This window comes from Verrucosispora sp. WMMA2121, assembly GCF_027460185.1.
Classification (GTDB): domain Bacteria; phylum Actinomycetota; class Actinomycetes; order Mycobacteriales; family Micromonosporaceae; genus Micromonospora; species Micromonospora palythoicola.
Genome location: NZ_JAPZBH010000006.1, coordinates 658,664 through 677,829 on the forward strand (window position 1 = coordinate 658,664; position 19,166 = coordinate 677,829).

Annotated in this window: 16 protein-coding genes and 3 pseudogenes; 8 read left to right on the forward strand and 11 right to left on the reverse strand. The window is 72.1% G+C overall.

Features of this window, described 5'->3' with window-relative positions; genetic code table 11:
* Positions 1-106 precede the first annotated feature (106 nt).
* From O7605_RS11950 to O7605_RS11960, 3 genes are read left to right on the forward strand one after another with little or no spacing between them, the layout of a single operon-like run.
* Positions 107-466, forward strand: coding sequence for an ArsR/SmtB family transcription factor (locus O7605_RS11950; protein WP_269739253.1), 360 nt, complete (start codon positions 107-109; stop codon positions 464-466).
* Positions 463-954: an SRPBCC family protein gene (locus O7605_RS11955; RefSeq protein WP_269739254.1), complete on the forward strand. Its 492-nt coding sequence runs from the start codon at positions 463-465 to the stop codon at positions 952-954. Before O7605_RS11950 ends, O7605_RS11955 begins: the two co-directional genes overlap by 4 nt.
* Positions 951-1,358: a VOC family protein gene (locus O7605_RS11960; RefSeq protein WP_269739255.1), complete on the forward strand. Its 408-nt coding sequence runs from the start codon at positions 951-953 to the stop codon at positions 1,356-1,358. The genes O7605_RS11955 and O7605_RS11960 overlap by 4 nt, the downstream gene beginning before the upstream one ends.
* Positions 1,359-1,369: 11 nt before the next feature.
* On the opposite strand, the gene O7605_RS11965 is transcribed toward O7605_RS11960, so the two are convergent.
* The 3 genes from O7605_RS11965 to O7605_RS11975 all read right to left on the reverse strand — a co-directional run bounded on the left by O7605_RS11965 (position 1,370) and on the right by O7605_RS11975 (position 6,087).
* The gene (locus O7605_RS11965; RefSeq protein WP_269739256.1) at positions 1,370-3,928 is read right to left on the reverse strand and encodes a bifunctional acetate--CoA ligase family protein/GNAT family N-acetyltransferase; all 2,559 of its coding nucleotides are present in this window, start codon (positions 3,926-3,928) and stop codon (positions 1,370-1,372) included.
* A 28-nt stretch (positions 3,929-3,956) separates the two neighbouring features.
* The gene (locus tag O7605_RS11970; RefSeq protein WP_269739257.1) at positions 3,957-5,138 is read right to left on the reverse strand and encodes an acetoin utilization protein AcuC; all 1,182 of its coding nucleotides are present in this window, start codon (positions 5,136-5,138) and stop codon (positions 3,957-3,959) included.
* Positions 5,139-5,244: 106 nt separating this feature from the next.
* Positions 5,245-6,087, reverse strand: a complete 843-nt coding sequence (locus O7605_RS11975; RefSeq protein WP_269739258.1) for a sulfurtransferase — start codon at positions 6,085-6,087, stop codon at positions 5,245-5,247.
* Positions 6,088-6,186: 99 nt separating this feature from the next.
* On the opposite strand from O7605_RS11975, the gene O7605_RS11980 reads away from it, so the two are divergent.
* Entirely contained in the window at positions 6,187-6,873 is a 687-nt protein-coding gene (locus O7605_RS11980; protein WP_269739259.1) for a metal-dependent transcriptional regulator, read from the forward strand.
* Between the two features lie 22 nt (positions 6,874-6,895).
* Here O7605_RS11980 and O7605_RS11985 read toward each other — a convergent pair whose 3' ends face one another.
* On the reverse strand, positions 6,896-7,135 hold the full coding sequence (locus O7605_RS11985; protein ID WP_269739260.1) for a DUF5522 domain-containing protein: 240 nt from the start codon (positions 7,133-7,135) through the stop codon (positions 6,896-6,898).
* 91 nt (positions 7,136-7,226) lie between these two features.
* Here O7605_RS11985 and O7605_RS11990 point away from each other — a divergent pair, with 91 nt between their 5' ends.
* Both O7605_RS11990 and O7605_RS11995 read left to right on the forward strand, forming a co-directional pair.
* Positions 7,227-7,568, forward strand: coding sequence for a YciI family protein (locus O7605_RS11990; protein WP_269739261.1), 342 nt, complete (start codon positions 7,227-7,229; stop codon positions 7,566-7,568).
* 86 nt (positions 7,569-7,654) lie between these two features.
* The gene (locus O7605_RS11995) at positions 7,655-8,836 is read left to right on the forward strand and encodes an RNA polymerase sigma factor (protein WP_269742609.1); all 1,182 of its coding nucleotides are present in this window, start codon (positions 7,655-7,657) and stop codon (positions 8,834-8,836) included.
* Positions 8,837-8,938: 102 nt separating this feature from the next.
* Here the strand turns inward: O7605_RS11995 and O7605_RS12000 are convergent, their stop codons facing one another.
* Complete coding sequence (locus tag O7605_RS12000; protein WP_269739262.1) at positions 8,939-9,877, reverse strand: GlxA family transcriptional regulator; 939 nt, start codon at positions 9,875-9,877, stop codon at positions 8,939-8,941.
* Positions 9,878-9,960: 83 nt separating this feature from the next.
* Between O7605_RS12000 and O7605_RS12005 the strand changes: the two genes are divergently transcribed.
* On the forward strand, positions 9,961-10,380 hold the full coding sequence (locus O7605_RS12005) for a DUF6010 family protein (protein WP_269739263.1): 420 nt from the start codon (positions 9,961-9,963) through the stop codon (positions 10,378-10,380).
* Here O7605_RS12005 and O7605_RS12010 read toward each other — a convergent pair.
* The 5 genes and pseudogenes from O7605_RS12010 to nrdR all read right to left on the reverse strand — a co-directional run bounded on the left by O7605_RS12010 (position 10,364) and on the right by nrdR (position 16,034).
* Positions 10,364-11,320: a DUF2332 domain-containing protein gene (locus O7605_RS12010; protein WP_269739264.1), complete on the reverse strand. Its 957-nt coding sequence runs from the start codon at positions 11,318-11,320 to the stop codon at positions 10,364-10,366. The genes O7605_RS12005 and O7605_RS12010 overlap by 17 nt on opposite strands.
* A 206-nt stretch (positions 11,321-11,526) precedes the next feature.
* Positions 11,527-13,953 (reverse strand): annotated as a pseudogene (locus O7605_RS31870) (vitamin B12-dependent ribonucleotide reductase); the annotation flags it as partial.
* Positions 13,954-14,130: 177 nt separating this feature from the next.
* Positions 14,131-15,012, reverse strand: a pseudogene (locus O7605_RS31875) (LAGLIDADG family homing endonuclease); the annotation flags it as partial.
* A pseudogene (locus O7605_RS31880) lies at positions 15,013-15,480 on the reverse strand (vitamin B12-dependent ribonucleotide reductase); the annotation flags it as partial. It abuts the pseudogene before it with no gap.
* A 65-nt stretch (positions 15,481-15,545) separates the two neighbouring features.
* Positions 15,546-16,034, reverse strand: coding sequence for a transcriptional regulator NrdR (nrdR, locus tag O7605_RS12020; protein ID WP_164445600.1), 489 nt, complete (start codon positions 16,032-16,034; stop codon positions 15,546-15,548).
* Positions 16,035-16,575: 541 nt separating this feature from the next.
* On the opposite strand from nrdR, the gene lexA reads away from it, so the two are divergent.
* Entirely contained in the window at positions 16,576-17,358 is a 783-nt protein-coding gene (gene lexA / locus O7605_RS12025; RefSeq protein ID WP_164445601.1) for a transcriptional repressor LexA, read from the forward strand.
* Between the two features lie 51 nt (positions 17,359-17,409).
* Here the strand turns inward: lexA and O7605_RS12030 are convergent, their stop codons facing one another.
* Complete coding sequence (locus tag O7605_RS12030) at positions 17,410-19,107, reverse strand: hypothetical protein (protein WP_269739266.1); 1,698 nt, start codon at positions 19,105-19,107, stop codon at positions 17,410-17,412.
* Positions 19,108-19,166 lie beyond the last annotated feature (59 nt).

Sequence of the window (19,166 nt, forward strand, 5' to 3'; positions counted from 1 at the left end):
ATCGGCCCCCGGCGGTTCGCCGGGGGCCGATGTGCTGTTTCCACTTGACGGCAGGGGCACCGTCGGATACAAACCTCTTGGTTATCGAACCGGAAGGTTATATGACGTGCTCACCGACCTGGATGCCACCTTCGCCGCCCTCGCCGACCCGACCCGGCGGGCCATCCTCGCCCGGTTGGCGACCGGCGAGGCCACCGTCACCGAACTCGCCGCCCCCTTCGCGATGAGTCAACCGGCCGTCTCCAAACACCTGCGGGTGCTGGAACGGGCCGGACTGGTCAGCCGGGGACGCGACGCCCAACGACGCCCGTGCCGCCTCGAGGCCGCGCCGCTGCGGGAGGCCACCGCCTGGCTCGCCGCGTACCGCGACCACTGGGCCGAGCGCTATCAGCGTCTCGACGCCCTGCTCGACGAGCTGCGCGCGGCCGGGGAAGGACCGCACGGCACCGGCGGTACGGCCCGGTGATCGACGACCATCTGGTGGTCGACACGCCGGGCGATCGGGAGATCGTGCTGAGCCGGGTCTTCGACGCACCGGCGCGACTCGTGTTCGCCGCCTTCACCCGTCCTGAGCTGCTCGTCCGCTGGTACGGCGCACGCGGCTGGCAGTTGGTCGGGTGCGAGGTGGACCTGCGGGTGGGCGGGCGGTGGCGCTTCGAGTCGCAGGGCCCCGACGGCGAGCGGATGGTCCAGCGCGGGGTCTACCGGACGATCGACCCGCCGCACGGCCTCGTCTGCACCGAACGCTTCGACGACCAGTCGTATCCCGGCGAGACCCTGGTCAGCCACACGTTCACCGAACTGGCCGGGCGGACCACCGTCACCACCGCCCTGCGCTACGCCACCCCCGAGGGACGCGACATCGCCCTGCGGTACCCGATGGTCCGTGGGGTCTCCGAGAGCTACGCCCGACTCGCCGAACTGCTGGCGACGAGAACAGGAGGACCGCAATGAACTGGACGCTGGAAGTGGTCGTCGTACCGGTCTCCGACGTGGACCGGGCCAAGGATTTCTACGCCGAACGGCTCGGTTTCGCCGTCGACCACGACACGGTGATCAGCGACGAGGTCCGCATCGTGCAGCTGACCCCACCCGGGTCCGGCTGCTCGATCGTCATCGGCAAGGGCGCCGTGCCGCAGATGCCGCCGGGGTCGCTGAAGGGCCTGCAACTCGTCGTGCCGGACCTCGGCAAGGCCCGCGCCGAGCTGCTCGACCGCGGCGTCGAGGTCAGCGAGATCCAGGTGCTCGGCGAGAACCCTCGCCCGGTGCCGGACCCGCTGGACAACGTCGGCTTCGTCTTCTTCGCCGACCCCGACGGCAACGCCTGGGCGGTGCAGCAGATCTCCAGCCGAGCCTGACCCACCGTCCTTCACAGCCGGCGGGGGCCGGTGTCGGGGCGCGGCACGTCGGCCGAGCCGATCCGGACACTCGCGTGCAGCACCGACAGACCGTCGGGCCGGGCGAGCACCGGGTTCAGCGTCAGCGCCCGGACCCGGGGCTGGTCGTCGGCGAGACGACCGACCCGCAGCAGCAGATCGGCCAGGGCGGCGCGATCGACCGGCGCGGCCCCCCGATGACCACGGAGCAACGGGGCCGCCCGGGGCGCGTCGACCAGCTCGGCGGCGTCCCGGTCGGTCAACGGCACGGCCCGCCACGCCCGGTCGCCGAGCAGTTCCGTGGCGACCCCGCCGAGCCCGAACCCGACCACCGGCCCGAACGCCGGATCCTCGACCAGCTCCACCACACACGCCACCCCGGGCGGCACCATCGGCTGCACCAGGACGTCAGCGCCGAAGGCTGCCGCCAGCTCCGAACCGGCCCGGCGCACGGCGGCGGCGTCCGACAGGTCGAGGCGGACCGCCCCGAGGTCGAGGCGGTGCCGCAGTCCCGGCGCCGCGGCCTTGAGCGCCACCGGGAAACCGAGCCGGGTGGCCGCCTCGACAGCCTCGTCGACCGAGGCGGCCGGCACCGACTCGACCACCTCGATGCCGTACCCGGCCAGCAACGCCGCCACGTCGGTGTCGTCCGCCCGCAGCGCCGTCTGCGCCGCACCCGGGTCGACCCCGGACAGCTCCGGCAGGGTGCCGGTCGGCCGGCGCAGCCACTGCGCGTACGCGGTGACCCGGGCCAGCGCCCGAACCGCCTCCTCCACGCTCGGGTACGAGGGCATCCCGGCCGGGGCACGGCCGACGAGGAAGGTCGCCACCGCGGGCTTGCCGCCGGACAGCGCCGCGGGCAGGGCGGCGGTGAGGTCGGCCTCGGTGCCGGTGAACTGGCCGGGCAACGGCGGCGCGAAGAGCGCCACCAACGCGTCGACCGAATCGTCGGCGGCGGCACCGGCCAGCGCCTCGGCGAACTCGGCCGCGCTCGCCCTCGGCCCCACGTCCCGCGGGTAGCCGTCGGCGACGGTGAGTCCCTGGGCCGCGCAGGCGGTGGCCGCGAGCCCGGTCAGCGCCGAGGAGTTGCCGACCACGCCGACCCGATCGCCGGCCGGCAGCGGCTGGTTGGCCAGCAGCACCCCGACGTCGAGCAACTCGCCGACGGTGTCCACCCGGATCACCCCGGACTGGGCGAACAACGCGCTGACGGCCGTGGCGTCCGGGCCGGTGGCGTCACCCATCCCCGGTGGGCGGGCCGGTGAGGCCAGCGCCACCACCGGCTTGTCCCGGCCGATGCGCCGGGCCAGCCGGGCGAACTTGCGCGGGTTACCGAAGGTCTCCAGGTACAACATGATGACGTCGGTGCCGGGGTCGTCCTGCCAGTACTGCAACAGATCGTTGCCGGAGACATCGGCCCGGTTGCCGGCCGAGACGAAGCTGGACAGGCCGAGCCCGCGCCGGTCCGCCTCCGCCAGCAGCGCCACGCCGAACGCACCGGACTGGCTGAAGATGCCGACCCGGCCCGGCACCGGCAGGCGCGGAGCGAGGGTGGCGTTGAGGCGTACACCCGGGTCGGTGTTGGCCACCCCCAGGCAGTTGGGGCCGATCACCCGCATGCCCGCCGCGTGCGCCGCGCGCACCAGCGCACGCTGCGCGGCGGCGCCCTCGACACCAGCCTCGGCGAAGCCGGCGGAGATCACCACCAGTCCGTGCGCCCCGGCCGCCGCGGCGTCGGCGACCACCGCGGCGGCGGCGTCCGGGGGCACCGCCACCACCGCCAGGTCGACCGGCAGCCCGGCATCGGCCGCCGACGGGTACGCGGGCAGCCCGGCCACCCGCGCCGCACTCGGGTGGACCGGCACCACCGACCCGGTGAACCCGCCGTCGCGCAGATGCCCGAGCACCGCCGCACCCACCCCCTGGCCGGTGGCGCTGGCACCGTAGACGGCGACGCCGCGCGGGGCGAGCAGCCGGGCGATGGACCGCGCCTCGGTACGGTGCTCCCGCCCGCGCTGCACCTCCAGGGTCGCCTCGGTGGGCGCGATCGGGAAGCTCAGGTGCACCACCCCGTCGGCGAACTGGCGCTGGATCTGGTACCCGAAGTCGGCGAACACCCGCAGCATCTGCCCGTTGGCCGGCAGCACCTCGGCCACGAAGTTGACGATCCCGGCCCGGCGGGCGGCGTCGGCGAGATGCTCCATCAGCACCGAGCCGATGCCCCGCCCCTGGTAGGCGTCCTCCACCACGAAGGCCACCTCGGCGTCGGGCGCGGCCGGGCCGAGCCGTTCGTAGCGGCCCACGGCGACGATCCGGTCGCCGGCCAGCACCACGAACGCCTCCCGGTCCCGGTGGTCGACGTTGACGAAGCGGTGCAGGTCCCGCTCCGGGATCCGGGGGTACGGCGAGAAGTAGCGCAGGTAGCGGGTGCGTTCGGAGAAGCGGGAGTGCATCGCCACGATCTCGGGCGCGTCGGACGGGTCGATCGGCCGCAACTGGACCGTGCTGCCGTCGCTGAGCAGCACATCCACGGCGTGTTCGGCAGTGGTCACCTCGGACGGCCCTCCCCGGCCGGGTCAGTCAGTCACGCGGATCGTGCGGGTCGAGGCCGAGCAGCGGGAAGACCGCCTTGCGGGTCGCCGCGATCGCCCGGTCGACCGGGCTCGGTTCCCCGGTGGGCTGCCACGGCTCGTACCCCGGGTCGACGTCGTCGGTCATCCGCAGCGGCACGTCGAAGCCGGGCCGGCGGGCGGCGGCCAGTTCCCGCCAGGCCGGCGGGGTCAGCGTCGCCGGATCCAGCGGCGCTCCGGTGGCCACCGCCAGCAGGTGCGTCCAGGCCCGGGGCACCACCTCGACCAGGGCGTACCCGCCACCGCCGGTGGCCACCCAACGCCCGTCGCACAACTCGTCGGCGAGCGCCCGCAACGCCAGGTAGGTGGCGCGCTGCCCGTCGACGGACAGGTGCAGGTCGGCGAGGGGATCGACCCGGTGGGCGTCCGCTCCGCACTGGGTGAACAGGAGTTGCGGACGGAACGCCCGCAACACCGACGGCACAACCGCGTGAAAGGCACGCTGCCAACCGGCGTCCTCGATGCCGGGCGGCAACGGGATGTTGACCGCGGTGCCCGCGGCGTTCGGGCCGCCGGTCTCGTCCGGGAAGCCGGTGCCCGGGAACAGCGCGAGCGGGGTCTCGTGCAGGCTGACCGTCAGCACCCGGGGGTCGTCCCAGAAGATCTGCTGCACCCCGTCGCCGTGGTGCACGTCCACGTCGACGTACGCGATGCGCTCGGCACCCAGGTCGAGCAGGCGGGCGATGGCCACCGCGGGGTCGTTGTAGACACAGAACCCGGCCGCTCGGGCGGGCATCGCGTGGTGCAGACCACCGGCGACGTTGACCGCCCGGCGGGCCGCGCCCCGCCACACCGCCTCGGCCGCGATCACGCTCGCCCCCGCGACCAGCGCGCTGGACTCGTGCATCCGGTCGAAGACGGGATTGTCCGAGGTGCCCAGACCGAACCCGGCGAACAGCGGATCGCGCGGCGCGATCCGGACCGCGTCCAGGTAACGCGGGTCGTGCACCCGGGTGAGCAGAGCGTCGTCGGCCGGTGTCGGCGGCACCAGGCGCACCCCGGCCCGTTCCAGCACGCCCAGCTCCCGGGCCAGGGCGATGGTCAGTTCCACCCGCACCGGATCGAGCGGGTGGTCACCGAGGTCGTAGCCGAGCAACGACTCGTCCCACACCACCACCGTGTCGTCGGACATCTGCCCATGGTCGCACGAGGGTCGGTCGGCGGCCCGGCGGCCGGGCCCGACGACCCGGGTACGCCGCCGCCGAACCCGCGACCCGGCCGTCAGGTGTCGGAGACGGTCAGGTGTCGGTGGCCACCGGTCGGTCCGGGTCGGCGACCCAGTTGCTCCACGAACCCACGTAGAGCGCGGCGTCCGTGCGGCCGGCCAGATGCAGCGCGAGCACCGCCTGGGCTGCGGTCACCCCCGATCCGCAGTACGCCCCGACGGGAGCCTCGGCGGCCACGCCGACGGCGGCGAAACGGTGCCGCAGGGCCTCGGCGGCCGGGAAACGGCCCTCGGTGACGTACTCGGGCGCCGGCAGGTTCACCGCGCCGGGGATGTGACCGGCGACCGGATCGATCGGCTCGTGCTCGCCCCGGTAGCGGGGCGCGGCCCGCACATCGACCAGGACGCCGTCGCCGGCCGCCAGGCGGGCGGCGGCCGTGGCGTCCAACACCGGCAGGGACCCCGGGCGGACGGTCACGTCGCCCGGTACCGGATCGGTTCGGTCGGTGCTGACCGGCAGACCGGCCGCCGTCCAGGCCGGGTAGCCGCCGTGCAGCAGCCGGACCGCCCGGTGCCCCGCCCAGCGCAGCGTCCACCAGGCCCGCGCCGCGGACATCCCGTCACCGCCGTCGTACACCACCACCGGGTGCCCGGCCCGCACGCCGGCCGCCCGCAACGCCGCCTCCAGCGCGACCGGTTCGGGCAGCGGGTGCCGCCCGGCCGGGCCGGGAGCGCCGCACAGCGCGGTGTCCAGGTCGACGAAGACCGCGCCCGGTAGATGTCCGGCCAGGTAGTCGTCCCGTCCGGGCGGCCCGATCAGACGCCAGCGGACATCGAGCAGGGTGGGCGGGTCGACGCCGTCGAGCTCGGCGGCGAGCCGCTCGGCCTCGACCAGAGGTTCCTCGCTAGCGGGCATGGCCCCCAGTCAACACCACGAGTGACATGCCCGACGGCTCGGCAACCGGCCTCCAGGGTGCGGCAGGGTACCATCGAGGCCTGGAGGGCCGCTGACACCATGAAGACCCACGACCTGGTCGATACGACCGAAATGTACTTGCGTACGATCCTCGAACTCGAGGAGGAGGGTGTGCCTCCGCTGCGCGCCCGGATCGCCGAACGCCTGCGCCAGAGCGGCCCCACGGTCAGTCAGACCGTTGCCCGGATGGAACGCGACGGACTGCTCACCGTCGAAGGTGACCGGCACCTCAGCATCACCGACCAGGGGCGCAACGCCGCCGTCTCGGTGATGCGCAAGCACCGGCTCGCCGAGCTGCTGCTGGTCAACGTGATCGGGATGCCCTACGAGGAGGCCCACGAGGAGGCCTGCCGCTGGGAGCACGTGATGAGCGACGCGGTCGAGAAGCGGGTCTACGACCTGCTCAACCGGCCGACCCGGTCGCCCTACGGCAACCCGATCCCGGGGCTGGACGAGCTGGGCTCGCCCCAGTCCGAGCCCGAGCCGACGGACGTCGAGCGCAACCTGGCCTTCCCCGGTCTGACCGGCACGGTCATCGTGCGACGGATCTGCGAGAGCGTGCAGACCGACGCCGAGGTGCTGCGGCAGCTGCACGCGGCCGGCGTCGACCCGGGTGCCACGGTGACCGTGGCGCAGGAACGCGACGCCGTCTCGATCGACCGCTCCGGCGAGAGCGTCCGGCTGCCCCGCGAGATCGCCTCCCGCGTCTTCGTCGCCGCCGCCTGAGCACGGCGCGTACCCGCCGCCCTCAGGTCACGTAGGGGCAGTGTCGGCAGCCCCGGCCGCAGCAGGTGCCCCGACGGGCCAGGAAGCCGGCCGTGAGGACGAACAGCCCGGTCTCCGGGTCCGGATAGCCGGCGTCACCCGCGGCCAGGGCGGCGGCGTGCTCGGTGAGGATGCGCTGCCGGCCAGGATGATCGAGCGGCAGCCGGGACGGGTGCGGCTCGGTCAGCGGCCGAGCCGCCAGGGGCCGTCGTTCTCCGCTCATCACCGGCAGTCTAGGTTCTCCCCGATCGCGTCCATCCGTGCTGGCCCCGCCCAGCGGCGAGACAGCGGACCAAGTCGATGAAGGAGACCCAGTGGCCCAGTACGCAGTCCTGATCTACTCGCCGGCACCGGCCGACCCGATGGACCTCACCCCCGACTACATCGCCCTGCTGGAGCGGTATCCCGCGCAGGTGGCCGAACTCGGTGGGCAGATCGTGACGGGTTTCGCCCTGCAACCGAGCACCACCGCCACCGCGGTGCGCGGCGACCTCGTCACCGACGGCCCGTTCATCGAGGCCAAGGAGGTCGTGGCCGGGTTCTTCGTGCTGGAGGCGCCCGACCTGGACACCGCGGTGCGAATCGCCAAGCTGAACCCGGCCACCATCCACGGCGGGGTGGAGGTCCGGCCGCTGTTCGAGCCGCCTGCCGAGTGAGCGCCGACGAGCGCGGCGTCGGGCCGGCCACGGCCGCCGAGGTCGAACGGGCCGTCGCGGACGCACACCGCCGTGAGTGGACCTTCGTGCTCGCCGCCACGGCGCGCGTCGCCGGTGACTTCGACCTCGCCGAGGAGAGCGTCCAAGAGGCGTACGTGGCCGCGCTCGGCGCCTGGGCCCGCGACGGCGTACCGGAGCGTCCCGGCGCCTGGCTCACCGCCACGGCCCGGCGCAAGGCCCTCGACGTGCTGCGCCGACGGCAGGTGCTCCGCGCGAAACTGCCCCTGCTGGTGGAACCGGACCAGGCGGAACCGGACGTCCCGGACGAGGTGGCGGTGCCGGACGACCGGCTGCGCCTGGTCTTCACCTGCTGCCATCCGGCGCTCGCCCGGGAGGCGCAGGTGGCGCTCACCCTGCGCCTGGTCTGCGGGGTGAGCACCGCCGACATCGCCAGCGCCTTCCTGGTCCCCGAGCCGACCATGGCGGCGCGGATCACCCGCGCCAAGAAGAAGATCGCCGCCGCCCGGATCCCCTACCGGGTGCCCGAGGCCGTCGAACTGCCCGACCGGCTCGACGCGGTGCTCACCGTCGTACACCTGCTCTACACCACCGGGCACACCGCGCCCAGCGGCGGCGACCTGGTCCGCGCCGACCTGGCCGACCGCGCGCTGCACCTGGCCCGGATGCTGACCGCCCTGCTGCCCGACGAGCCGGAGGTACGCGGGCTGCTCGCGCTACTGCTACTCACCGACGCGCGCCGGGCCACCCGCACCGACGCCGAGGGCCGGCTGCTGCGACTGGAGGACCAGGACCGCTCCGGTTGGGACCGGGACGCCATCGCCGAGGGGCACCGCCTGGTGCTCGACGCGTTCCGCACCGGACGCACCGGCCGGTACGCGATCCAGGCTGCCATCGCCGCGCTGCACGCCCTCGCGCCCAGCTACCAGGCGACCGACTGGCCGCAGATCGTCCGGCTCTACGACGCGTTGCTGACGCACTGGCCCTCACCGGTGGTCGCGTTGAACCGGGCGGTGGCGGTGTCGATGGTGGACGGACCAGCCGTGGCGCTCACCGAGGTCGACGCTCTCGCCCGGGACCCGCGGCTGGCCGGCTACCACTACTTACCGGCGATCCGGGCCGACCTGTTACGCCGGCTCGGCCGCGACGCCGAGGCGGCGGTGGCCTACCGGGATGCCCTGGACCTGGTCGACAACGATGCCGAACGGGACTTCCTCACCACCCGCCTCGACGAGGTCCTCACCTCCTGACGACGTCTGCGCCAGGCCACTGTCACCTGTGCGAACGCCATGTCACGGAGACCTGATCGTGTCACCGTGACATGCGCCACGGAGAAGCCGCTCCCTGCCGGGCTATCGGGCGGACGGCGGGAAGGTTGCCCGGTAGTCGCGGGGACTGACGCCGACAAGCTGCCGGAAGCACGCCCGGAAGGCGGTCGGCGACGTGAAGCCGACCAGCTCGCCGATCCGCTCGACCGGCTGGTCGCTGCGCTCCAGCAGGTGCTGCGCCCGACGGACCCGGTGTCGGCTCAGCCAACGCATCGGCGTGGTGCCGGTCTGGTCGCGGAAGTGCCGGCTCAACGATCTCGGGCTCATCGTCGCGTACGCGGCGATCTCGGCCAGGGTCAGCGGACGGTGCAGGTTGTCGGTGAGCCAGGCCAGCAGCGGTTCGAGACTGTGCCCGGCCGGCGCGGGTGGCTCGTACGCGATGAACTGTGCCTGCCCACCGGCCCGCTCCAACGGCATCACGCAGCTGCGGGCGGTCTCGGCGGCGACGGCGGCGCCGTGGTCGCGGCGTACCACGTGCAGGCAGAGGTCGAGCCCGGCGGCGGCGCCGGCCGAGGTCAACACCGGCGCGTCCTCGACGAACAACACGTCCGGGTCGACGATGACGCTCGGATACCGGCGGGCCAGCTCGGCGGCGGCGGCCCAGTGGGTGGTGGCCCGCCGGCCGTCGAGCCGACCGGCGGCGGCCAACACGAAGGCGCCGGTGCAGATCGAGAGCAGCCGGGCCGGGCTGTCGGCCAGCGCCACGCGGACCGCCTCCGGCAGCGGCGCGTCCAGGTCGGCGATTCCCGGTACGACCACCGTGTCCGCCTCGGCCATCGCGGACAGGTCGTACGGCACCCGCAGCCCGAACGCACCGGCCCGGACCTCGCCGGTCGCCCCACAGACCCGGACCTGGTACGCGGCAGCGCCGTCGGCCCTACGGGCCCGGCCGAACACTTCCACCGGCACGGCCAGGTCGAACGGGACCACACCGTCGTACGCGACCACTACCACTCGGTGCATGAGCCCATTCTGGCGAGAACCCGTCGGTCGATGGCTCGCCGGCCCCTGCTCTCCCGCGCCGCCGGTACCTACATTCACCGCTCATGAACATCGTCGTGCCGCTGCTCATCGGCGTCCTCTACGTCTGCCTCAACTCGCTGATCCGGGAACCGCACCGCCGCCGTCTCAACGCCATCATGATCGCGGGAGCGGGCGCGGCGTACCTGAGCGGTGGTGGGCTCGGCGCGTGGGAGTTCCCGTTCGTGGCCGTGCTGGTCTACGTGGCCTTCCGAGGGCTGGAGTCGTGGCGGTGGATCGGTGTCGGCTGGCTGCTGCACACCGGCTGGGACGTCGTCCACCACCTGAAGGGCAACCCGATCATCCCCTTCGCCCACGACTCGTCGTTCGGCTGCGCGATCTGCGACCCGGTCATCGCGCTCTGGTGCCTGACCGGCGGCTGGTCGCTGCGGGACCTGCTCCGCCTCCGATCGGCCGAGCCCGTGGCGGCTACCCGAACCAGGTGATCTCCTGCCCGTGCCCGCGCGTCCAGGCCAGTGGCTGCCCGTCGAGCGCGAGCACGTTGAGGTGCAGATCGCTCGGCGGCTGCGGCAGGGCCGCGTACGGCAGCACGCTGGGTCCCTCGTTGGCGATCCAGTGGCCGGGCAGCCCGCGTACCGCCTCGGTGAAGGCCGCCCGGCGCGGTGCCGGCACCAGATAGAGCACGCTGGTGTGGAAGACCACCAGGGTGGCGTCGGCCGGTGCCCGCGCGGCCAGCGCCGGCAGGTCGTCGACCAGGTCGCCGCGGACCAGCAGCGGCGGATCGGCGGCGGCCACGGCCGCCGCCGCCCGTAGCCGGTCCCGGCGGTGCTCGTGCTCCGGCCAGATAAGGGCGTCCAGCCAGGCCACGTCGGCGGGCTCGGTCACGTCGAGCGGATTCAGGTCCAGGCCGGCCCGCCACACCACCTCCGGCCGGTGGTCCGGCGGCGTCAGGTTCGTGACTACGCAGTCGAGCACCGGCTCGCCCGCGCCGATCAGGTGGCCACCCGGGCTTCCGTCGCTGCCGGCGTAGCGGTAGGCGTACCGGTCCGGGTAGAGGCAGAGCCCGGCGGAGGCGCCGACCTCCAGCAGCGCGAGCGGCTGCGGCAGCGCCGCGAGCAACGGCAGCAGTACGGCGCAGCGACCGGCCTCGTTGGTCTGGGTGACCCGGGCACGGACCTCGGCCTCGACCGTCGACCAGTTGGCCAGCACGTAGTCACCGAACGCGGCCGGATCGTCGACCGGCCCGCCGAGCAGGCGCACCACGCCGAAGAGCAGATTCGGCTGCTGCTTGGCCTCCGGCAGGGTGCCGAGCAGGCCGAGCAGTTTCTCGTCCCGGGACACGAAACAGGCCAGCCGCTCGTACGCCGCAGAGACCCCGCGCGCCTCGCGCTCGGCGAACCTGACGTAGCGCTGACCGATCGTCATCGCCCGATCATCCCAACAACCCGGTCCCGGTGAACGGTGACCTTCCTCGCCGCCGCTCGTCACGAGATCTTGGTCCGAAACCGCCCTCGGAGGGGCGGCTTCGGACCAAGATCCGTGGCCGTCGGTGGATGCGGCACGCCGAACAGGCCGGCTGCACGAAACGAGCCCCGGGCGGTGATCCGCCCGGGGCTCGTCGCGTACTCCGGTCAGCTGCAGCCGCTGGTGGAGCCGCAGCCCTCACAGACGTAGCAGCTACCGGCGGGGCGCATCTTCGTACCGCAGGTGAAGCAGAGCGGTGCGTCGGCGGCCTTGCCGATCACGGCCTCCAGCAGCTCGGTGCTGGAACCGACCGACGGTGCCGGCTTGACCGCGGCGACGTCGCCGAGTTCCTGGGCCGGCTGGGCGACCGGGCCGGCCTTCGGCTCCTCCGGCTTGGTCTCCACCGGGGCGGAGGCGGCCATCGCGGTCAGGTCCGTGCCGTTCGCCTCGGCCTCGGCCTCGGCGGCGAGCTGGGCGGCCCGCTCCTTGGCGGTGAAGATGCCCAGCTCGGCGCGGCGCTCGTAGGGCAGGAAGTCCAACGCCAGGCGACGGAAGATGTAGTCCATCACCGAGGCGGCCATCCGCACGTCCGGGTCGTCGGTCATACCGGCCGGCTCGAAGCGCATGTTGGTGAACTTGCTGACGTACGTCTCCAGCGGCACGCCGTACTGCAAGCCGATGGAGATGGCCACCGAGAAGGCGTCCATCACCCCGGCCAGCGTGGAGCCCTGCTTCGACATCTTGAGGAAGACCTCGCCGAGACCGTCGTCCGGGTACGACGAGGCGGTGAGGTAGCCCTCGGCCCCGCCCACGGAGAAGGAGATGGTCTCCGACGGGCGCTTCTTCGGCAGCCGCTTGCGCACCGGGCGGTACTCGACGACCTTCTCCACCACCGGCTCGACCGCGGTGACGGTCGCCTCCGGCTCGGCGGCCTTCTTCTTCGCCGCCGACAGCGGCTGGCCGACCTTGCAGTTGTCCCGGTAGATCGCGAGGGCCTTGAGGCCGAGCTTCCAGCCCTCGAAGTAGATCTTCTCGACGTCCTCGACGGTGGCCTGCTCCGGCATGTTCACCGTCTTGGAGATGGCGCCGGAGATGAACGGCTGGACCGCCGCCATCATCCGTACGTGCCCCATCGGCGCGATGGACCGCTCGCCCATGGCGCAGTCGAAGACCGGGTAGTGCTCCGGCTTGAGGCCGGGGGCGTCCACCACGTGGCCCTGGTCGGCGATGTGCTCGACGATCGCCTCGACCTGCTCCTCCGGGTACCCGAGGGAACGCAGGGCGCGCGGCACGGTCTGGTTGACGATCTGCATCGAGCCGCCGCCGACCAGCTTCTTGAACTTGACAAGCGCCAGATCGGGCTCGACGCCCGTGGTGTCGCAGTCCATCATCAAGCCGATGGTGCCGGTCGGCGCGAGCACACTGGCCTGGGAGTTGCGCCAGCCGTTCTTCTCACCGATCTTGTTGCCGAGGGTCCACTGCTTGGTGGCCTCGCGGGTCAGCGCGGTGGCCACCGTCCCGGTCGGCTTGATCTCGTCGTTGGCGGCGGCGTGCTTGCGCATCACCCGCTTGTGCGGCTCCGCGTTGCGGGCGTAGCCGTCGTACGCGCCGACGATGCCGGCCAGCTCGGCCGAGCGGCGGTACGCCGTGCCGGTCATCAGCGAGGTGATCGCGGCCGACAGCGAGCGGCCCTGGTCCGAGTCGTACGGCAGGCCGGAGGCCATCAGCAGGGCACCCAGGTTCGCGTAGCCGATGCCGAGCTGCCGGTACGCCCGGGTGGTCTCGCCGATCTTCTCGGTCGGGAAGTCGGCGAAGCAGATCGAGATGTCCATCGCGGTGATGACCAGCTCGACGCTCTTGACGAACTTCTCCACCTCGAAGCCGCCGTCGGCGCGGAGGAACTTCATCAGGTTCAGCGAGGCCAGGTTGCACGAGGAGTTGTCCAGGTGCAGGTACTCCGAGCACGGGTTCGACGCGGTGATCCGGCCGGTCTCCGGGCAGGTGTGCCAGTCGTTGATGGTGTCGTCGTACTGCAGGCCCGGGTCGGCACACTCCCAGGCGGCCTGGGAGATGGTGCGGAACAGGTTCTTGGCATCGATGGTGTCGATCACCGCGCCGTCGAGCCGGCCACGCAGGTCGAAGCTGCCGCCGTTCTCCACCGCCGACATGAACTCGTCGGAGACCCGGACCGAGTTGTTGGCGTTCTGGTACTGCACGCTGACGATGTCGGAGCCGCCCAGGTCCATGTCGAACCCGGCGTCGCGCAGCGCGCGGATCTTGTCTTCCTCGCGCGCCTTGGTGACCACGAACTCCTCGATGTCCGGGTGGTCGACGTCGAGGATGACCATCTTGGCCGCGCGGCGGGTGGCACCGCCGGACTTGATGGTGCCGGCGCTGGCGTCGGCACCGCGCATGAAGCTGACCGGGCCGGAGGCGGTGCCGCCGGAGGAGAGCAGTTCCCGGGAGGAGCGGATCCGGGACAGGTTGACCCCGGAGCCGGAGCCACCCTTGAAGATCAACCCTTCCTCCTTGTACCAGTCGAGGATCGAATCCATCGAATCGTCGACGGCGAGGATGAAGCAGTTGTGCACCCGCAGGTTGCCGGCCAGGAACTCGCCGCTCTCGGTCTGGATGTCGTACACCTCCATCGACCCGATCGGCTCGATGCGGTCGATCTCCAGCCGCTTGACGTCGGCGGCCGGCCGGCCCGGCTTGGCGAAGCCCGCTTCGAGCTTGGCCATCTTCTCCGCGCCGACGAACCCAATGTGGGTGGCGAAGAGGTCCCGGTCGCCGTCGTTCTGGATGCGGACCGTCCACACGCCCTTGCGATCCGGACGCGAATCGGCCTTGAACGACACCCGGGAGAAGATCCCGAAGCGCAGCAACAGGCTCTGCACGCCCCGGATCAGCTCCTCCGAGATCATGTCCGCCGCGACGAGCGTGGACCGCTCGCGCGCCGAGACGTAGCCCTCGGCCTGGAAGATGCTGCGCAGGTACCCGGCGACGACCGGCAACGGCGCGGTGAACAGCCGCTGCGGCACCCGCATGTCGGTACCCCGGGTCAGCAGGTCCCACTTCTGCACGAACGGCCGAAGATGCTCGCCGTAGAGGCGGGTACGCCGGCAGTCGAGGTTCTGGTCCTGGGTGGTCACCGAGCGCTCCTTGCGGTGCGCGCCAGGGAACACCTCGTCGAGGATGGTGGTGACCCAGTCCAGCTCGTCGTCGTTGACGGTCATCGCCTCGATCGTCAGTGACCGGTTGGTGCCCTCGGCGTACTGGCCGACGAAGCCGTCCGACTGCAACCAGCCGGCCAACGCGGCCTCGCGGACCTCGCGCAGCTCCAGTTCACTTTCGCCGTAGGCGTAGGTGCGGTGCCATTCGAGCTTGTCACCCGGGTTGAGGCTGCCGGCCTCGACCCATTCACCGGTGCCGCTGCCCGTGCTCTTCCACACCACGTGGTCCGGCGTGACATCGAGCGTGTAGCCCGCCTTGGTGTGCAGTCGGAGTACGTCGCGCACCCCGTTCGCCTTGACGGCGACGATGCTGGTGAGGCCGGTGCCGTCGTAGACCTTGGCACCGACGGCGCCCTCTTCGACAAGCTTGCCGATCGGCACCAGCCCGCCGGGGGTGCTGACCAGCGAGTCGTACGGCAGGCAGGCGCTGACCTGCTGGGGTGAGGGGGTGCCGACGTTGAACCAGACCGGGGAGTTGAAGCTGAACACCTGGTGCAGCAGCATCCAGGTCAACTCGTGGGCGAAGACCTCGGCGTCGGCCGGGGAGGCGAAGTAGCCGTACTCCTCACCGGCGGTGCGGTAGGTGGTGACCACCCGGTCGATCAACTGCTTGAGCGACCACTCGCGCTCCGGGGTCCCCACCGCGCCCCGGAAGTACTTGGTGGTCACGATGTTGGCCGCGTTGACGCTCCAACTCTCCGGGTACTCCACGCCCCGCTGCTCGAAGTTGATCGAGCCGTCCCGCCAGTTCGTCATCACGACGTCGCGGCGTTCCCAGCTGACCTCGTCGTACGGGTGCACTCCCGGGGTCGTCCAGACCCGCTCGACCTTGAGCCCCGCGCCCGCCTTGTTTCGTGACCTGCTTGTCGTCACACCGTCCCCCGGCATCTCATCCGCCCCCTCGTCCGCGCGGGCCCGCCGCGCGATCCGACTGTCACTGGTACTTCTGGAATTCACTGCGCGCTGGCCGGCTCGGCACCGGCAGCCTCGCGGGCACGCGCGGCGGCCCGTAGCGTGTCGATCTCCCGCTCGAAGTCGGCGAGCGAGTCGAACGACCGGTAGACGCTGGCGAACCGCAGGTACGCGACCTCGTCCAGGTCCCGTAGTGGACCCAGGATGGCCAGCCCCACCTCGTGGCTGGGGATCTCGGCGGCCCCCTTGGCCCGGACGGTCTCCTCGACCCGCTGCGCCAGCAGCGCGATCGAGTCCTCGTCGACCGGCCGGCCCTGGCACGCCTTGCGCACCCCGCCGATGATCTTCGTACGGCTGAACGGCTCGGTCACGCCGCTGCGCTTGACCACGGCGAGCACCGCCTCCTCGACGGTGGTGAACCGCTTGCCGCACTCGGGGCAGGCCCGCCGCCGCCGGATCAGTTGGCCGTCGTCGGCCTCCCGCGAGTCGACCACCCGGGAGTCGGCGTGCCGGCAGTACGGACACCGCATCGCCCGACCTCCTCGATCGACCACAGGGCCGCCCCGCCCGCCCCCGGGCACGCCTCGGTAAGCCGGCGCCATCCCCGCAGGATGGTCGCCGGCCCGGCGGTACGGGAGTGCGGTCGGTAGTCGAACCCAACCTGTAGGCAACTTACGCCCATGTGACTACTACATCTAGGGGTCGACCGTAGGCCGCCGACGATCCGGGGTCAAGTTGGTCGGCGTGTCCGGCGCGTCACCCGATCCCCCCGTTTTTCACAACCGGTGGACCCAACGCGACGCCACCCACGCCGGTTACCACCAGCCCGGCGCGAGCATCGACAATTCCCCGCCACTCGAACACCCGTACTATTTATCAGGAAGGACCCGGGCGTCGCGCTGATTTCCGGATCGACACGCGACCAAAGGTCGTACAGATGTTTGAAAAAGACCGATCTCACCTATACGGTCATGAACAACCGGAGGTGACCATGGTCGACCCGCTGGCCAGCAGACCACCGCGCGCACCACGAGCCGCCGAGGCACCCAGCGCCGACCAGGGAGGACGGACGTGACCGAGGACCGGGCCAACCGGCCACAGAGCCCGCAGCAGAGCATCGAGGCGGGTCCGCCGGCCGCCCGACGCCGGAGTGTCACCCGCGCCCGTTCCGGTCAGCCGACCGTACGTCCGGTGACCCCGGTGGTCAGCAGCTTCCCCGACCCGGCGACCGTCGACCTCACCGCCCGGCAGCGACGCATCCTCGACTTCATCCGCACCTGGGTCGAACGCCACGGCTACCCGCCGAGCGTGCGCGAGATCGGCGAGGCGGTCGGGCTGGTTTCCCCGTCGAGCGTCGCCTACCAGCTCAAGGAGTTGGAGAAGAAGGGCTTCCTCCGGCGCGACCCGAACCGGCCCCGGGCCGTCGACGTCCGCTCCCCGAACGACGTCGACGACGAGCTGAGCCGCTCCCAGCGCCCCACGCCGGCCTACGTCCCGATGCTCGGTCGGATCGCCGCCGGTGGCCCGATCCTCGCCGAGCAGTCGATGGAGGACGTCTTCCCGCTGCCGCGCGAGCTGGTCGGCGAGGGCGAGGTCTTCATGCTCCAGGTCAAGGGTGACTCGATGCTCGACGCGGCGATCTGCGACGGCGACTGGGTGGTCGTCCGGCAGCAGCCGACCGCGGATTCGGGTGAGATCGTCGCCGCCATGCTCGACGGCGAGGCGACCGTGAAGACCTACCGTCTGCGTGACGGTCACGTCTGGCTGATGCCGCAGAACCCGGCCTTCGACCCGATCCCCGGCGACGACGCCACCATCATGGGGCGGGTGGTCGCGGTGCTGCGCCGCATCTGAATCGGCGACCGGGACCGGGTACCGACCCACGCTCGGTACCCGGCCGTCACATCAGTACCGGTCGCCCCGGTAGCCGTAGTGGCCGCCGCGCACCTGGCCGTACGGTTCGCCGTCGTCCTCCCGGTAACGCCCGGACCGTCGCCCCCGGTAGTCGGGCTCGGCCGGGCCGCCACGTCGGGGAGGCTCCGCCCGCCCACCGGTACCGGGCTGCGCGCCACCACGGGCACCGCCGCCGTAGACGCCGCCGCCCGGGCGTCCACCGCCGCCGGACGGTCGACCACCGCCCGGCCGCCCGCCGTAGACCGGAGCGCCCTCACCACCGGGCCGGCCCGCACCGCCGCCGCCGTAGACGCCTCCGCCGCCCTGCCCCGGGCGAGCACCGTTGCCGGCGGCCGGTCGGCCATTGCCGCCGCCGTAGACGCCGCCGGAGCGGGCGCCGCCGCCGGCCGGCGATCCCCCGTAGACGCCACCGGCCGCTGCCCCGCCGTACACCCCGCCCCGGCCCCGGTCCTGGGCCGAGCCGAATCCGTCGCCCTTTTGCTTCGCGGCGTCCACGTCATCGTCGCCGTCACGGTTGCGCCCGGCCGGTGCCGGACGCTTGCGGGCGCGCAGGATGCCGAAGATGCCCGCGCCGACCAGCAACGCACCGAGCACGCCGACCGCCGCGATCAGGTACATGATGTCGGTCGGGGTCAGGCCGTCGAGGAACGACTGACCCGACTTCTGCGCCGCGTCGGGATCGTTCGCCAGGTCTTTCGGCCCCTCGGTGGAGGGGGTGTAGCTGAGGATGTTGACGGGGTCGTCGTCCTCCAGGTGACCGGCGTCGGAGACGGTCAGGAACGTCTTGCCGTCGGTCGAGTAGGAGATCGCCTCGCCGAACGGGTCGGCCAGGGCGGTGACCCGGGGAGTGGTCGTGGTGAGGGCGGTGACGATGTCGCCGTTGGCGACGTCGTACTCGAAGGCGTCGGCATAGGTGCGCAGGACCACCCGTGAGCCGTCCAGGGATCGGGCCGCACCGGTGATCGCGACGCGCCCGAAGGTGCTCAGCGGATTTTCGGTGTCCGTCCTGGGCAGTTCGATGTCGCCGAGCTTCTTCATCGGCACGGGCTCGGTGTTACCGGTCTTCAGTGGCCCGTCCGGGGTGAAGATCTCGGCCTTGCCGGCGGTGACCTTGGTGATGATCAACGGTAGCTTGTCGTCGCCGATCAGCAGCGCCTCGGCATCGCGCGGCTCGCCGTCCGGGTACGACAGGCGGTGCAGCTTCGGCTGGCTGCCACCACCGATCGGCATGCTCCAGACCGCCACCCGCTCACGGCGTTCGCGGCTGGTCACGTTGTCGCCGGTGTCGGCGATCCACAGCGTCTTGCCGTCCGGGGCGACCGCGAGATCCTCGGTGTCGAACGGCCCCGCCCCCGAGTAGGGCACTTCGCGGACGACCTGGCAGTCCTTGTTGAGGTAGAAGACCCGCTTACGGTCGTCCTGCTCGGTGCTGTCGTTGACGACGATGTAGCCGTTCTTGGTCGCCACCAGGCCGGACAGCTCACGCAGTCGCGAGTCGGTGACCGAGCACTGCTTCTTGCCCGCCGCGGTGACCGGCGGCCCCGCCACGGCGGCCGGAGGGGCCGCCACCAGGGAAGACGCTGCCTTGGCGGGGGTCGAGCCGGGCGCGGCGAGCGCGGCACCGGTGACCGCCACGGTGACCCCGGCCAGGCCGAGGGCAACCGTGACGGAGGAAACAGTGCGGAGCATGAAAGAAGTGTCGCATGCCGCAGGTTTCCGTCGGGTGACGCGGCAGCCCGGTCACCGCG

Excerpts from the sequence above, each read along its gene's own strand:
- O7605_RS11960 (WP_269739255.1), top strand. The coding sequence starts at position 951 with ATGAACTGGACGCTGGAAGTGGTCGTCGTACCGGTCTCCGACGTGGAC.
- O7605_RS11970 (WP_269739257.1), bottom strand. The coding sequence starts at position 5,138 with ATGTCCGACGACACGGTGGTGGTGTGGGACGAGTCGTTGCTCGGCTAC.
- O7605_RS11975 (WP_269739258.1), bottom strand. The coding sequence starts at position 6,087 with ATGCCCGCTAGCGAGGAACCTCTGGTCGAGGCCGAGCGGCTCGCCGCC.
- O7605_RS11980 (WP_269739259.1), top strand. The coding sequence starts at position 6,187 with ATGAAGACCCACGACCTGGTCGATACGACCGAAATGTACTTGCGTACG.
- O7605_RS11985 (WP_269739260.1), bottom strand. The coding sequence starts at position 7,135 with ATGAGCGGAGAACGACGGCCCCTGGCGGCTCGGCCGCTGACCGAGCCG.
- O7605_RS12000 (WP_269739262.1), bottom strand. The coding sequence starts at position 9,877 with ATGCACCGAGTGGTAGTGGTCGCGTACGACGGTGTGGTCCCGTTCGAC.
- O7605_RS12005 (WP_269739263.1), top strand. The coding sequence starts at position 9,961 with ATGAACATCGTCGTGCCGCTGCTCATCGGCGTCCTCTACGTCTGCCTC.
- O7605_RS12010 (WP_269739264.1), bottom strand. The coding sequence starts at position 11,320 with ATGACGATCGGTCAGCGCTACGTCAGGTTCGCCGAGCGCGAGGCGCGC.
- nrdR (WP_164445600.1), bottom strand. The coding sequence starts at position 16,034 with ATGCGGTGTCCGTACTGCCGGCACGCCGACTCCCGGGTGGTCGACTCG.
- O7605_RS12030 (WP_269739266.1), bottom strand. The coding sequence starts at position 19,107 with ATGCTCCGCACTGTTTCCTCCGTCACGGTTGCCCTCGGCCTGGCCGGG.